The 14,960-nt window shown below is 56.0% G+C and carries 11 protein-coding genes; 5 read left to right on the forward strand and 6 right to left on the reverse strand.

The window, feature by feature from the left end:
- The coding region (locus C6558_RS36660) for a LysR substrate-binding domain-containing protein (RefSeq protein WP_371412336.1) at positions 1-314 on the forward strand (314 nt) is incomplete at its 5' end.
- Positions 315-718: 404 nt separating this feature from the next.
- Here C6558_RS36660 and C6558_RS36665 read toward each other — a convergent pair.
- The 5 genes from C6558_RS36665 to C6558_RS36685 all read right to left on the reverse strand — a co-directional run bounded on the left by C6558_RS36665 (position 719) and on the right by C6558_RS36685 (position 9,093).
- Positions 719-4,195 (reverse strand): hypothetical protein, encoded by a 3,477-nt coding sequence (locus C6558_RS36665; RefSeq protein ID WP_107028650.1) that lies wholly within the window; start codon positions 4,193-4,195, stop codon positions 719-721.
- A 491-nt stretch (positions 4,196-4,686) separates the two neighbouring features.
- Positions 4,687-6,084 (reverse strand): hypothetical protein, encoded by a 1,398-nt coding sequence (locus C6558_RS36670; protein WP_107028651.1) that lies wholly within the window; start codon positions 6,082-6,084, stop codon positions 4,687-4,689.
- A gap of 50 nt (positions 6,085-6,134) precedes the next feature.
- A complete protein-coding gene (locus tag C6558_RS36675; protein WP_107028691.1) occupies positions 6,135-6,596 on the reverse strand; it encodes a hypothetical protein in 462 nt (153 codons plus the stop codon).
- A 103-nt stretch (positions 6,597-6,699) separates the two neighbouring features.
- Positions 6,700-8,364: a DUF2272 domain-containing protein gene (locus C6558_RS36680; RefSeq protein WP_107028652.1), complete on the reverse strand. Its 1,665-nt coding sequence runs from the start codon at positions 8,362-8,364 to the stop codon at positions 6,700-6,702.
- 102 nt (positions 8,365-8,466) lie between these two features.
- Entirely contained in the window at positions 8,467-9,093 is a 627-nt protein-coding gene (locus C6558_RS36685; protein WP_146160963.1) for a hypothetical protein, read from the reverse strand.
- Positions 9,094-9,705: 612 nt separating this feature from the next.
- On the opposite strand from C6558_RS36685, the gene C6558_RS36690 reads away from it, so the two are divergent.
- The 4 genes from C6558_RS36690 (at position 9,706) to C6558_RS36705 (ending at position 14,179) form a co-directional block, all read left to right on the forward strand.
- The gene (locus C6558_RS36690) at positions 9,706-10,869 is read left to right on the forward strand and encodes a hypothetical protein (protein ID WP_107028654.1); all 1,164 of its coding nucleotides are present in this window, start codon (positions 9,706-9,708) and stop codon (positions 10,867-10,869) included.
- Positions 10,866-12,038, forward strand: a complete 1,173-nt coding sequence (locus C6558_RS36695; RefSeq protein ID WP_107028655.1) for a caspase family protein — start codon at positions 10,866-10,868, stop codon at positions 12,036-12,038. Before C6558_RS36690 ends, C6558_RS36695 begins: the two co-directional genes overlap by 4 nt.
- Positions 12,035-13,282, forward strand: coding sequence for a hypothetical protein (locus C6558_RS36700; RefSeq protein WP_107028656.1), 1,248 nt, complete (start codon positions 12,035-12,037; stop codon positions 13,280-13,282). The genes C6558_RS36695 and C6558_RS36700 overlap by 4 nt, the downstream gene beginning before the upstream one ends.
- A 102-nt stretch (positions 13,283-13,384) precedes the next feature.
- The gene (locus C6558_RS36705) at positions 13,385-14,179 is read left to right on the forward strand and encodes a fatty acid desaturase CarF family protein (RefSeq protein ID WP_146160964.1); all 795 of its coding nucleotides are present in this window, start codon (positions 13,385-13,387) and stop codon (positions 14,177-14,179) included.
- Here the strand turns inward: C6558_RS36705 and C6558_RS36710 are convergent.
- Positions 14,166-14,591, reverse strand: coding sequence for a PaaI family thioesterase (locus C6558_RS36710; RefSeq protein WP_158269004.1), 426 nt, complete (start codon positions 14,589-14,591; stop codon positions 14,166-14,168). The two genes, C6558_RS36705 and C6558_RS36710, sit on opposite strands and share 14 nt — an antisense overlap.
- Between the last annotated feature and the right edge of the window lie 369 nt (positions 14,592-14,960).

Genomic DNA, 14,960 nt, shown 5'->3' on the forward strand with positions numbered 1-14,960 from the left:
TCCAGATCGAGGCGGCGCTGGAGAGCGCCGGCATCAGGGGCGGAACAGTCATACAGACGCTTTTTTCCAACACCGTGCCCAGCTATGTCGCGCGCGGCCTCGGCATTGGGGTCACCGATATCTTCTCGGTGCTCGGCGCTGATCGGATGAACATCGTCATGCGCCGCTTTACGCCGGAACTGACTTTCGATTTTTCAGCCATTTATCCGCGTAGCGAGCATTCTGCCTTGGCCATCGCTTTTGCTCGCATGATGCGCAGCGTCATCGCCAACGATATTGCCGAAGTAGAAGACGCTTTGCAGAAGGCACGTTGAAGCAAGCAGCCTAGGCAAACGCGTCGCAAGCTCCCGTCGAGGCGACCGGCAATGTGGTTTGCCGCCCGCCTCCTCGCCGGCGATGAACAGCATCGACTGGACGGCGCGCAGCATTAGGGCGATTCGGTAGAATTAGCAGTCTGCGCGCGGTTGATGGCGTCGACAAGACAAGAGATGACCCGGCAGCAGAGGACGTGCAGCACTCCCTCTTGGTTGCGCGAAAAATCTGATCGCGGAAGCCAAGATTTCCGACGCTTCGAAGGAAGCGACTGGCAGATCGTTCCTGTGGGCCTAGAAACACAAGTGTACGTTCAAGCTGGTCCGCTTGGCGCTATGGAAAGCGGATCGTAGCGTCGGAGGTCGCCGCTCGCACAATGCACCGCTTTTCCTGCAACGCGAACGAGCTACTCCGGCGAGCCGGCGGCACCAGCACCAGAACCCGTCGCTTCTTTTGCAGGATGGGTGAACAGGCGCTCCTGCTCCACGCCGTTTAGCAGGAAAAGGAACGCAAGCGCCGTGGACATACGTCGGTCCTTCTTAGGGCCGAGGAAGTAGGTATCGAATTTTTCGCGCGCCAGCGCGCTGAACGAGAAGAACTCATACAGGCGTCGTTGCACGAGTTCCGCTATCTTCTGTCGCCTATCCGTCGAGGGTTTCGCGACCATCAGTGCGTAGGCTTCGTAGCTCAGATCGGCGCCGCCTTCCTCGCTATCGACGACACACTTGGAGTCGTTCTCCGTGTTCCAGGTCTGCAGCTTGCCCAAAATGATCTCCCGATCGCCGAGATAGACCATGCCTTTCTCCCTGTTCTTCGGGTCGCAGAACCGGTCGATGGCTTCCTTGTAGCTGCCGAATGAACAGAACCTGTAGGCGGTCCGTCGCCAACCGCCTTCATCCGGTTTTTTTTCCTGTTCATTCGCTGATGGGTCGTCCGGGTGCCGCCGAATTTCGTCGCAACTATTCCCAAGGCGTTGCAGAATCCATTCGGGATTGCAGGTTGGCTTCCCCTCCCGACAACTTTGGATCTCGCTGATTGTCTCTTCCCACATACGCAGCATTTGCTCGAACTGCGCCTTTTGCGGCCCGCTTGCGTCGCTCCACCGTCGTTTGACGGATGTTTTCTCGGAATTGGCCACCTCCTCCACGCCCGGGAGGCTGGTGATGAACAGGGTCACGGCAAGCTTCATTTGGGCCGCCAAACACGAGGCGTCGGGTTCACCCGCAGGATCTCTGCACCTCGGGTCAGGGAGCTGAGGTTGCTTGTCGGGAACACAATTGACCTCGTAGCAGCTCTTGACCTGTTTGCTCCAGTCTTGCCACCGATCCTGCGCTCCACTGGCTTCGTTTCCTTGCTCGCTGACCAGGTTTTCTCGCTTGGGGATTGATTTCTCCGCGTCCTGCAGGTGGCGAAAAACACGACTTGCCACAGATGCCGTTCGGCACATGATGGCGATTTCGTTTCGCTCGCGGGGGGGGACGGCCCCGAAGAAGTCGTGTTTGCACAAATCGCTCAGGACGTCCGTCACCGTCGTGCCTTCGACGTAGCTGATGTAGACTGGGTTCCCCAGCCCGCGGTTGCGGCGCTGCAGATAGGAAATCCCCGTCGCGAAGACGATGGGGGAGAAAACGCCAGACGTGGTGCGTTCAGTCTCCCTGGACTGCAACGTCTCGGGATCCAATTCGGAAAAACGCATCGTAACTGGATCGCACAGCACATCGATCTTGCCGTCTCTCAGCTGCTGAAAGCGATTGGACGCGGTCACGGGTACTTCTACCACCGAATAGTCTCCGCCATCGAAGATCCAATAGCAGAGATCCGCAAGGAAACCGCGGTAGAGAGGCTGATTGCGTGTCTTCGTTCCGCCATCCACGTTTACCAGGTAGGAAAAAGGCTCAACATCGGCACGGAATCCGACGTTAACTTGCTCTTTGCCCGACGTGTTCACCGCCTTGTCGCTCGGATTCTCCTGAGCCCAGGCCGTAGGGGGGAGGGCGGAGATCAAAAAGGCCAATGCCAGGACTTGAGCCGTTTGCGCCATGCCTCGACGGGCCGCGCCGGCGCGCCGAAGGTCGAAGGACGCGGGGTGGGGATCGCCAAGGACGACTGCGGCTAGGAAAGCCAAGATTGGCATCACGAAGAAATTTAGCCCCTCATAATAGGAGAAGCATCCGCTTGTGAAGAGATCAGCGAGGAACGGGGCAAAACTCGTGCAAGCGCGGCCCTCGTACCAAAAGCGGATGAGAGAAGCGAGACAAAACAACACCAAGATGCCGCTTAATACACCATGGCGGAACGACAAACGACCTTTAACCCTGGTGTCGAACCCATTGAGCGTGAGCCATGTCAATGGAATAGTGACTATGCCAAATGACGGGTAATAGAGCAGAAACGGGGCTGTACCGCCGACAAGAAGGGTTTGGAAGTTGATCACGTCCCTGGCGATAAAAAATGCCCAGAGTGCGGCGACTCCGCCAAGACATATGGTCGATATGACAAACGCTACTCCAACAATCGCAAGGCGTTGTTTGGTGTAGTCCGCGCGGTGGTCGTCATGCCACCCGGTCGCTATCCACCTTCGTTCGTCATAGTAATACTGCCGCAACGCAAAAGCTGCGAGCAGCGGAAGCCAGAAGATCGAGAGTAAGAGGAGAGCGTGCAGCCCGGCGGTCGCAAGAACGACGCGCAAGCTTTCTGCCATGGCGCTCGTTGACAAGGGGGGGTGGAGTTCCTTCCAAGTGAATACTGCGTAGACCGGAATGGTGATTAGAATGATAATGAGAATGCCGAACTCTGGACCGGTGCCAGCAAGATTCGGTGGATCCGCCCTCTGCAACAGCGCTCGAAGGCCAGGGTCCCGCACAAACTCCTCAGAATCGACGGGAGGTCGCACACAGCTCGGATCTCGCTCCATGTAAACCGCTAGAAATGCCGTCAGTTCGTCGCGCAGTTCGCGTGCGCGAGCAACCGTGTCTACAACGTACTTCTCCCTTATCGCGGCTTTTCCCTCTCCAGATGATATCGGCACTCGAACGCGCCTTTCGAAACCATCAAGCAGCTCACTCGCTTGGCCGGCGACTTTCAGCTCCTCGTCACGGACAGTTTCCGAAACCTCGGAGCCTGGCCAATTTCCACGCCGTCCCTTTACCCACCCGCTCAAGAGTTCGAGCTGAGCGAGCATGTTCAGCCCGTCATCAATCTTTGATGACGTCAGGCTCTCCTGCGACCATGTCGGATGAATCTTCCTGCCGATACTATCGCGTTTCTCCCGCAAAGCGTCGTTCAACGACTGTGTTCGGATGGGATCGTCGGCAGCTGCAGCATCGAGAAGGCTGACAAGGTCACGGGTCGTCTCGTTTATCCTGACCGGAATTCCAACGGTCCGATAGGCGCGCTGAAACAGCCAATCCTCGGCAACTTTAAGCTGCGGAATGAGCGGGGCGAGCCCGGCAAAGCCGAACGCCAACATGAGGGGCCATTGAGGGCTGTCGAACTGCAGCGAGCTCGCGTCCACCTGTATTCCGACGATTCTGAGCTCGTTGAGGGTCTGAATGATGAGCTTTCCGAAGAAAGTCATCGTGACATACAGAAAGAGTAGAGTGGTGAGATAGATAAGGTAGGCTTGTCGCAACGCCCCGGCCCCTCCCAGGGAGGCGACGTCGACGTCTTTCATCACGCGATAACGAAAATCCGGAGCGTTAGATTGATGATGGAAGCGCTGCCACGCAAAGTACGTGAGAAAGAGCAGACCCACCAGGAACGCGATGAGAAATTGCTGGGCGAATTGCACGCCCATCATGGGGATGTGTGGTGGGTCGTTGGGTTGGAGATCTTTGTAGTGCCACAGTGTTTCGGGCACGCCTGCTGGCCAAGCCTCGCTCATCCCTTCGCACCTTTCAACAAGGATTGCCGGTGCTAACGCTATGATGTTGTGACGATGTCAGGCGCGCTCAGATCACCTAACCACATGTCTGAATTTGACACGGACCGGCGCTTACTGCGCTGCTCGTGCCGCTGGCGACAACCAACCCCAGACCCAAGCACAGCGTAAGAATTGCTAGAAATCGCATGTCGCACCTCCAACTCTGGATCGTGTTCTACCACGGATCTGTATTTATGACTCTAGTGGTTGAGTGCATTCTACTTCTATAGCACTTGTGCGTTGTATTAGCAATGTCAAAATCATTGGATCTCAACCGAAAGCCGAGTGACCGGTGTGGTCGCACGGTCAACTATCGGCGCATGCGACCATCCAGCATCCGCCGGGCCTCTTTGAGATTGATTTTCCCGCATGCCCAACCATCCTCAGGGTCCTCCCTCGTTAAATCTTGGAACCGCGCGCTTTTGTGCAGCACGCAAAGGTATTCGTTCCGGTTAATCGGCCAATGTTGTCAGCGATTTCAATCCGGGTAGCAAAAAGTTGCAAACGCCGCGAAAGGTGATGAAACTTGGCAGATTAGCCGTTACGACGCTTTCGCTTTTGCCGGGGATAACAAGCCGTGTATCGACCTTTGGTTTAGATCGCGACCCGAAAAGGGCGTCTTGCATTGTCTCAGTGTACGGTTTGCGATGAAGTGCCTCGCTAAAGCTTGTCTGGTTTATCCAACGTAACGCGGTGTAGAACTGCTCATTAATCCTTGCGCACATGAAGATGCCGACCAATCCGCGTTCGGCTCCGTCATCGTTGGTCCCCTCCAATGTCGAGCCGTAGGTGAAACCACGACGAATGAACCGTGGTGGCCCGCCAGGAAACCGCGAAATGTTCGGAAACGTGAGTTTGTCGCCACGCGGATTGACCACTCTGATGTGGGCGGTCAGAGGGCAACGGATGCCTGTGGGGTCGTCGCTGAAATCGAAACTGTTGTCGACGTCTGTCTGGTTCGGCGGGGCTTCGGGGTGGCGAACAACGGAGGAGCCGTCCGGCCATCGGCCCATCATCTTCGCAGCAAGCCACTCTTTCTCGAGGCCAGCCGGCGCCGTTCCGTTGCCGAGGGCCGCATTGTCGACCAAAAAGCGGTTGAAAGCAGCGACATCCTGGTGGATCCAGGCTACACAGGCAAATGTCGCATCGGTTGCAAGTTCGCGCCAGGGGCCGGGTTTGATTGGCGCGACCTTGTAGGAATCGCTTGGATAGCCCATCACGAACTCCCTGAAGTCGACACCTCCGGCCGTTTTCGTATCGGACCAATCGATTGTGGGCGAGGTGATACCATCTCGGAAGCCGAAATGAAGTACTCCGCCTTCTGGTCGTTCGCCACTCATGGCAGCGCTTGCGAACGTGCCGAGCTTCAACTCCGTCAGACTGAGTTTATCCGCATCTGCACGGACGGCGGAAAGGGCCTCTGCCATCTGCGATTCGCTATCGCATGAGGCAAACACGGCGAGGTGAATGTCGGAGTTCGCAAATTGCCGGTTCCACCAAAGCTCGGGAGAGCTTGATCCGGTAAAGCCTAGCTGGTCCCTTAGACCGGGATGATCCGGTGTGCGCTCAGTGAACCCCAGGTCCAATTCGATCCTTCCTACAGACGGATCCAGCGACGGCGCGTTCTCCAGCAAAATGGTGAGACCCCGCCACGTGAGACCGAAGCTTATGAGCGGGGCCTTTAAATCAGCCAGCGCGGTATCCGCGCTTGGTACTCGATGTTTCCATGTTGCCAGGAAGCGTTTCGCACCGAGGACCTCTCGAATGGAGAAGAGCAAAACGGCAGAGTGTCGTTGCACGAAGCGATGCTGAACTATCCCCTGAACGTTTGCGAGTTCTGGATACGACACGGAGCTCCCCTTCCTTCTTCCGTCGCATTCCTCAACAGAAACGCGGACTACTACGTAGCCTCGCCCGCGAGTTCCTTCATCTTCTTGACCGTGCGATGATCATAGGCAGAGAACAGCCACCCAGCCGCGTTGCCGTGGAAGTCTTTTGATCCATCTGTGGCCGTGCCTAGCGAGCGCCTGTTGCAACTCAGCGAGGCCTCCCAGAATGCGGACGGATTGCTCACATCCACCGGCAGATCCGCCAACGCGAAAATGTGACCAAATACGCCTGGCAGTTCATTTCTGAAGAACTCGGTGTACTCCTCATGGTCACCTTCGTATTCGGTAATGACGAGGATATATTTATCGTCGATTACAAAGACGCGTGCGAAATGTACGAGCTCCGATTTTTTGAGTGCTCTTTCGATTTCCCCCTGTACCTGAGAGGCAAAAATGGCTTCCAGGTTGCGGAGTTTTTCCTTCGTCTCCGCGTCTTGTTTGATGGGGATAACAAGGTTGAGTGCGTGCGTCATGTTGGGTCCCTCCTTAGTGGTTCTCGGCACGTTTACATTGCTGACGAGTGCCTGTTTGCTGGACTTCCTCATCCGAAGCCGCAGTCATTCCTCGCTTGCCTGTTCATGAGATCATCGGCTCTATGAACGCTGCGAACACGTATCCATCCTTCACGCCGTCACCCTCCAAATCTACGAGGGCCCATCGGCCGGTAGTATTGTCTTCGAATTCGAGGACATTTACGGGTGTCTGGTCAGCCAGCGCCTTGATGATCGGGAACGCCGGCCCAGGCCCCCCTCGCAGCTTGAGGTCGGTGCGAACCCGGACTATGTAGGGCCCAGGCGTCATCGCCAGCGCCCCACCTTCCAACAGGTTCTCAACGACGCAAATGAGCCTTGGTCCACCGTCCGGCTGGTGGAGGAAACCGTTGCTGTCAACGGCAAAGAACTTCCTGCCAACGGTGCCCGAGCCACCGCGGATATGTTCGTTTCCGCCAACCGTCACGGCGTGGCGCACGCCGTTGCGCGTTTCAAAATCAACAACGATGGCGCTGTGCGAGGGATATCCTGTGTTGCGCCGGGCGAAATCGAAAGTGAGCGTGGCTCCGTCTCGGTTATGGTGAATGAGATCACCCAACTTCGGGGCGTACTCGCCAATGCGGTGTCCCCGAAACACGCCGGTGTTTGCAAGCCCATTGGCGATGGCAGCATGAATGAACACGCTGTGGCTCAAGTTGAACTTGAATTGCTGGGGTGTGGCACCGGATTGCTTGACGCAGAAGGAAACAAAGGCTGCGGACCAGGCATTGACGTTGAGCGTTGGATCGAGATTTCGGCTGCCACCGCCAGCCTGATAGTAGTCGGCTATACGACTGCGCAACGGATCATCGCCCTCGTCGATGCCCCCGAATTGATCGAACTCCGCCTTTGCAATGGTGACGACTGATGGTTCAAGACCTGCAGTGGCCCTGATGGGGCGATGCGCCTCGGGCTCAACCAGACCTGGAGTCGGGATTGTGCGTGCGATCTTGATAAACTGATCGATATTCTCGCCATAAAAATGCGTGCCGTCGAAGTGGCCCTGCTGGAGGCCGCGGCTCTTCCGGAAGTTGCCGAAGCCCGTATTGTAGACGATTGCAGTGAAGGCTGATTCCAAGTCTGTCAGCGATTGCTTTTCGGCAAACCCGAGTTGCTCGAGGGCATGCTTCAACTCCCCCATCATTTTGCCAACGCTGGCGTCGATGTTTTTCCAGCGCTGCTCCAGGAAGAAGTCCGGGTCTGTCTTGAAAAACTGCAGGTCATACTGAAAGATGCCGTAGCCGTGGACAAATTTGTGCGGTCGCGCCGCCACTCGTTGATACGCTTCAATGCCGGTTGCTTCGGCCATTTCGCCAAGAAGCTGATGCGCGAGTTCGAACATCTCCTCGCCGCCTTCGACCTCTACCAGATCGTCCCTCGTCTTGGGGAAAGCGCTACGGTTCGGCGCATCAAGCGTGTCGCCGACCGACAATCTCAAGATCTCCTCGCGCGGCAGATGGAGCCGAAGTTTGCTCCACAGTTCGCCGGATTCCTGGAACGCGATAGCGCAGATTAAATCGAATGAGAGCGGTGTTCCCGCGAGCTCTGGAATGACATCTGACGCAAAGTTGCTCTTGAACCATTTGATTTCATCTTTGACGGTCATCCAACTCTCCATTGGTTCATCGGAGCGCTGCTCTTCGATGGTTGAGATCGTTTGGATCCACGGCGTGGCGCCACGGCCTTTACGGGCGTAGTCCGGATGCGGCATTCTATCTGCGATGCTGACGTCATTGCTCTTGAGGTGACGGCAACGCACACTTCGCCACAACCGCTGTTCGAGCAGCCGTCGTTCCCGCCGAATGAAGACAGTTTAGCCGGCACACCCCTTCGGAAGTGCCAGCGCCGTCTTGCTGGTATTCTCAGCGTCAACGATGTCGGCCAGTTGGTTCTGGAAGGCGATGAAGAGACGGTAGGCTCCGTGGGCGGCCTTGCCCGGCATGGTTCCGTTCTGCGTTTCGCACGTGAAGGAGAGTTCTGCGACGCTCGGCTTGGCCCCAGGTCCATCGAAGCACCAAAGGCTCAACGTGAATTTGCCATCGATGTTATCGCTGAACTTTGCCTTAGCTCTCTTGAATGCGTATTCGTGGATCATTGATCCGCCGACCAAATCGGCACTGGTCGCCTGCTCGCCGATCAGGTCTCCCACCCCCGGGAACATTCCAAAAACATCGGCGAGCCTTACGGGCCGCTGCTGCGGGTTGCTTTCGATGGTCGTAGAGAGGGAAAACCGGTTTCTCGTCGACCTCTTGACGGGAACGATGACGCGAGCGCCCGCGCCTGGACCGGCAACTTCGAGCGGACCGATGTCTTCCTCAAACTTTGTCTCTATGCCTTCACCGTCCTCAGCGAAGGACGTCGTCGCGACCACGAACTGATCGGGCATGCGTAGCTTCAAGGTCGTCTCGAGTGTACCGGCCGAAACAAAGTTTTCATCCATCTCTTCGCGCGTTCGCAAGATGAGATCGTTTCTCGACAGGACGCAATCTGCCGTATCCCAGAACCGGATGGTTCTATGAACTACCCTTTCGAAGGGCTCTGGATCCGTGTCTATCAGCGACACAATTCCCGCGATCCGCGACGTCCAAAACGCGTTGGCGGATTGTAGCGTTGGTCTTGCCTGAAACTCACTCGCCTTAAGCAGTAGTTTGTATTCTCGTGCAGCAAGTACGTGTCCCATGATCCCAGTCCTCCCAGGAATCCGGCAACCAAGGATTTCGCTCTTTGCGACCCCACCCGTAGATTGCGACTAAATTAGCTATAGCGCAAGTATAAAGTTTTGGTGTAGTATCGCATGAATTGTACGCTTAGGGTTGATTTAGGTCTGCAATATTGGTTTGCCGACGATGTTTCTCTGCGCGCAAATTGCGCGACGTTGAATTTGGACCAAAGAGATTGTCGCAGTTTCTCTGGGGGGCGGTACCCTGTCACCAGGGCAGAGCGGGGATGCATCAAAACAAGACTCTCGTTGAAGCAAACACATGTCGACCGTGCATTCAATACACGTTCTAGGGACGCTCATTTGTGTTACACATGATGGGGAGTTGCGCGGATGCCCATAGTCTTTGTGCACGGCGTAAACAACAGACGAGATGACGGCTATCGAGAGAATGAGGCCGCGAGAAACGGCTTCTTGCGCGACATTGTTGCAGAGTCGCTTAACCTGCCGCCGGACAGCCTCACGATTAAAAACCCCTACTGGGGGGGCGATGCTGTAAAATTTGCCTGGAACATGGCGGTATTGCCTGATTCCAATGAGAAGTTTGAGTCCTTCGGGACCGATCCGGAAGTGGACGCCCAGAACTGGACGATTGATCTGGTCAGTGCCGACCCGAACAATGGCGGGCTCGTTGAGCGAGCCCGCAAGAATTTGGTGGGGGCCGTGGACCTCTTGTTCGGGGCGACGCTCGCTGGCGCGAAAGACGAGGATGAGGCGCGCGAGATCGCGCAATCGTACAGGCTTGCGCTTGCCTATGCCGAGAGGCATCCGCATCCGGATTGGCTCGATGATCCCAGCCTCAACGACGACAACTTTGCAGATGTGTTGGCCGCAAAAATCGAGGATGACGAGGAAGAGAGCTTTGGCTCTGGCGGATTCCTTGATCGCCTCAAAGAAGGCGCCTCACGGATCAAGAATGCCATTCCAAACGCCGGCTCCAATATTTTCGTCAATGTTGCGCGCGAGAAGCTTAATGCCACCATCAGCCGCTTTGCAGGTGACGCCTTCGTCTATCTAAAGGAGCGCGGGACAGTGGCCGTACCTGGTACAATCGTGAAGATTGTGCTCGACGACCTCAAGGCGGCAACTGCCGCCAAGACGGATGGTGATAGCAAACTCGTGGTCATCGCACACAGTTTTGGCGGCGAGATTATGTATGACATCCTCACGCACTTCGCCCCTGATCTGAAAGTCGATGTTCTCGTCACGGTTGGCTCGCAAGTCGGGCTGTTCGAGGAAATGAAGCTTTATATCGCTAGTGGGAAGGTCAAGGTACCGGAAAAGGTGGCGAAACCCGCGAACGTCGCTCATTGGCTGAACGTCTTCGACATCAACGACGTGCTGAGCTTTCGCGTTGCGCCTGTCTTCAGTGACACGTCCGACTTCGAGTACAACACCGGATATAGCTCCCTACAGGCCCATGGCGGCTATTTTCTGAGACCGAGTTTCTATGTGCGTTTGGCAGCGCGTCTTAAGGAATTGGTGGGGGACAATTGACCACGCTCTTTGAACAGATGCCCGCTTCGGGGCCTGGCGTGCATGTGCTGGTCATCGGCATCGGCCGGTACCCACACCTGATCGGAGGCGAAACAGCAAAGCTGGCGAACAAGCCGCTCGGCCTGAAACAGCTGAGTTCACCACCACTTTCCGCAGCGAAGATGCTGGAGTGGTGTCTCGCGCCCACACTCAACCCCAACGCGATTGGTTTGCAAAATTCCGATTGCCCCCTGGCATCTGTGGAGGCGCTTATCTCCAGTACCACTCCGGTCGCCTTCGTAACCCCGACTGGAACCATGGGACCCGAGCCAGCGACGCTCGAGAGAATTGATGCGGCTTTCGCGCTTTGGCTCGACCGTATGCAAAGCAATGAAAACAACATCGGCTTATTCTACTTCTGTGGTCACGGGATCATGGTCGCAGATCACTATCTCCTCGCGGAGGATTTCGGGAAAAGCAAGAACAGGCCCTGGGAACGCGCATTCGACATCTCCAACACAATTCGAGCCGTTGAGCGTGAGGTCAAGGGCTCCGTGTTCTTCCTCATCGACGCCTGCCGGATGATCGCTCTCGACGTCGCAGTGACGCTCGGCGCAAACCCGATGGCTCTGAAGGCCGTCGATCTCAGGAAGGAGGTAGTCCGCAAGTCGTTGTCGGTCATCCGGGCGGCCGGCGAGGGAGAACTTGCTTTTGCGCTCGACAACAAGGTGTCGCGGTTCACGGAAGCGCTGTACACGGCGCTTGCTGGTCACTGTGGCGTCAAGGCTGCAGGGGCTGCAACCTGGGATGTTGATGGCGAGACACTTGCCAATGCCGTGCGTCGGCTGTTGGAAAATGGGAACAAATCTGCAAAGCGGCGCCAGGTGAGTTCGCAGGAAATCAGCGGGGCGTCTGTAGCTTTAACCAAATCAACTGTTGTTCCGAATGTCGCTGTCGAACTCGATCTTTCCCCGGAGGACAAGCGTAAAGTTGCCATGATATCTCTTACTTCCGCGAAGGGAGTCAAACATCCACATGATGGAGCCCAGGGCGTCTTCCGAATTGCGCTTCCACGCGGTTTCTACACAGTCGAGGCGGAGGCCAAGTCGGGCGAGTTCGTGGCCTTGAAGTTCGAAGACCAGGATCTCATTCCGCCAATCTTCGACCTGACATTGAGTATCTCGTCATGAGTGAGCTCAAAGTTTCGTTCAAACATGAGGCAGCGCTCGAGGGCATCGGTATCCCCGACGTGGCGTTGCCTTTACGGGTCCTCGATGCTGAGGGTGGAGTGGTCGCCACAGGCGCGGCGAGTCTCTCGGAACCAATGCGATGTGACATCAGTTCCTCAAGTGGCCCGCTGTTTGTACGGCTGACCTGGCCTTCCGGAAAGACAGAAACGAAACGGGCGGATGGTCCGGAAGTTGTCTTCGATTATTCCTCGATCAGCCGCGACCAATGGGCGGCTTGGGCGGTGCCACGTCTCAATGAGAGGACTAGCCAAGCGGTTAGCACCTCGATCCCTGGCCGGGATGCCATAGATAGTTACGAGCGTGCGTGGCTTCGCCTTTGGACCTTTCGCAACGGCCAGTGGTCGGATAGGCTACTCGCCCCGGAAGATCAAAATCGGAATGACGCAGCGGTCCAACTCGACTTCATTCTGGATGAGCACCCCTGGTGCCTACAACTTGGCGGAAAAACGATTCCGTGGATGATTATTTCGCTACCACCGGGCGGTCGCTGCCGTGTGTTGATCACGCCGAATGAATCGACGGACCCGCGCCGGGAACCGCTGAAGGTCGTGGTGACTGGATTCCGTTCTGAGACGGAGACGCTGCTTGAATTCCTTTCGCGGGATTCTCTGCGCGCGGCGAATGCCATGGCTAGCTATGTACCTCTGGCCATCAAGCTTCTCGAGGGAAAGTTCGAAGATCCCGTCGCGGCAGTAGCCGGCGCCTACTACCTATTGCGGGTCGACAAATGGCGTCAGATCGACCTTGGTTGGATCGAGAACCTTGACCGTGAGATTCCATGGATCCCCGATGGTGCAATCATACACGCCGCTGTGCTGACGCGCTCCGGCCTGCGCGACGAAACCACAGCGAAAACGGCGTTGGAACGACTCTCCGAAAGCCTAAAAAGAGGCGTTCCCGTCTTCGCTGAAGGGATTTCTTTGTTACACGAATCGTCGTCGGTCTTGCGATCAGGCGCTAGAAAAACTGGCGTCTTCAAAACGGTCGACCGCCTTGTGGCGTCGCGCCTTTGGGCGGGTGCTGTTTTTGCTTTCTCAGGCGAAGATCCAAACCACCCAAGTCCGGAAAGACGTCGGGGTGCTCCGTCCAATGTGCAGCTGCCGCGAGTGGGTGAGGCCGGGTTGAACGCGGGCGGCGAGCTGGGAGCTTCGATGATCCTGTTGCAGGACGTTGCTCAGGACTAAACAGAAGTGAGCTTGTCTAACCCGTTCGTGGCAAGTTTTGGCACCACGGTCGCGGGTTGAAATATTCTCAAAAATGCAGGCAGCTGCCTTGGCGTGGGCGAGTTGGCTGAAATTCCGGGCTTTTGTGATGGGAATCCTTTGGCCATGCTCGAACTCCCGCAGTCGCTAAAACCACTGATTGCCGTGGCAATAGGCCTTGTTGTCTATGCGTCGACGACCATCATGGGATCTCCACATTTTACCCTCGTCACGGCTTTGTTGCTTTTCTTTCTCAGCGCCTTCTTCGGCGATATGCTGACCGCCTTTTTTCATTTCGGGTTTGATTACGTTTTTCCCTACTGGTTGCCGATTCTCGGGCCTATTGCGCGCGAGTTTCGTGAGCATCATGAGCAACCCACGTTGGATCCATCAAACTATGCCGTGAATCTCACGAAGGGAGCCTATGCTAGCGTTCCCTTATCAATATTTGGTATCCTCATTGGCTGGAACGGGGAAGATTTAGGAGCGTTTCTGGTTAGTGGGGCCATGGTAGGAATGAGCTTCTGGGCGCTGTTCTTCCACCAGATTCACGCCTACGCCCATATGGGTTCCCATCTGCATCCGGAAGAGTTCAACGCGCGTGTCGCTGAAATTGCGCAACTAGCAGATCAGCGCGAACAAGTCCGGCAGTTTGATTTGCTATTCGACACCTTGCCAATCCCAAGAATAATAAGGTTGCTTCAGCGCTCGAGGATCTTGTTGAATCCGGCGGTTCACAACCTTCATCACGTCAAGTTCGAATCCGACTTTTCCAGCGTGAACGGATGGTCTGATCCTCTCACCAACCCGCTATTCAAGCGCATTGCTCGGTACTACAAGAAAAAGAACGCTGCTCGAGTCGAGCCTAGCGAAGGCTGACATGCCATTGGACACAGATGGATGCAACGTGGCTATCCTCCGCGTCGAATACCTCCACGTCCACCGCAAATCGAATCTTCCTTTCACATGTTAGCTGCTTGCGCAGGGTGGCGGGTTGTTCGGCGGTTTTGGCAATTGCCGTAAGGTTACTCTTAGCCGCTTTTAGATAATCTACCTTAGCTGACGCAGCGATCGGCTTGAGGCCTGCAATAAAGGGCGCCATCGCTCCGGCCATCGCGCATCCAGAGGCGGCTTCCGCAAGGCCATAGATGGCCGTGGCATGGACAGTGCCAATATGGTTCAAGAGATCTTCACGTCGAGGAAGATACGCGCGACCATAACCATCTCCAACTTCTTGTAGCTCAATTCCCAGGAGTTTGTTGAAGGGGATTAGTTCGGACATCTTGTTCATAATCAGCCTGTTGACCATCCTTGGGCCCAACTTGTAGATCACCGGAAATAACCGCCGTAACATGGAAATGATGCCGCCTGCCGGGAATGCGGGCCAGTCCGAGCAGCTACTCACCGATAGAGCGCCCGTGCAAACAGACCACGTGCCGACTCAGTGTTCCGCAGTGCATCTCTACCGTTTACCGTCATTTGCGGTCTCTGATACTTCTCAGTCGATGATATCGTGTATTCTGAGCATATCCAAATACTTATGCGCGAAGTAGAACCCCTGCTGTGCGGGCGCTTGGATGAAGTGTGACGGCGCGGCGACTTAGCGTCCGGAGTCTCCCCGACCTTCGCCCAGTGTAACAAGAAGACGAGTGGCGCGGCT

The organism is Ensifer sp. NM-2 (assembly GCF_003024455.1).
GTDB classification, from domain to species: domain Bacteria; phylum Pseudomonadota; class Alphaproteobacteria; order Rhizobiales; family Rhizobiaceae; genus Ensifer; species Ensifer canadensis.

What these genes read in the sequence shown, in the direction of transcription:
- C6558_RS36665 (WP_107028650.1), bottom strand. Translation starts at nt 4,195, where the DNA reads ATGAGCGAGGCTTGGCCAGCAGGCGTGCCCGAAACACTGTGGCACTAC.
- C6558_RS36675 (WP_107028691.1), bottom strand. Translation starts at nt 6,596, where the DNA reads ATGACGCACGCACTCAACCTTGTTATCCCCATCAAACAAGACGCGGAG.
- C6558_RS36680 (WP_107028652.1), bottom strand. Translation starts at nt 8,364, where the DNA reads ATGCCGCATCCGGACTACGCCCGTAAAGGCCGTGGCGCCACGCCGTGG.
- C6558_RS36685 (WP_146160963.1), bottom strand. Translation starts at nt 9,093, where the DNA reads ATGGATGAAAACTTTGTTTCGGCCGGTACACTCGAGACGACCTTGAAG.
- C6558_RS36690 (WP_107028654.1), top strand. Translation starts at nt 9,706, where the DNA reads ATGCCCATAGTCTTTGTGCACGGCGTAAACAACAGACGAGATGACGGC.
- C6558_RS36700 (WP_107028656.1), top strand. Translation starts at nt 12,035, where the DNA reads ATGAGTGAGCTCAAAGTTTCGTTCAAACATGAGGCAGCGCTCGAGGGC.
- C6558_RS36710 (WP_158269004.1), bottom strand. Translation starts at nt 14,591, where the DNA reads ATGAACAAGATGTCCGAACTAATCCCCTTCAACAAACTCCTGGGAATT.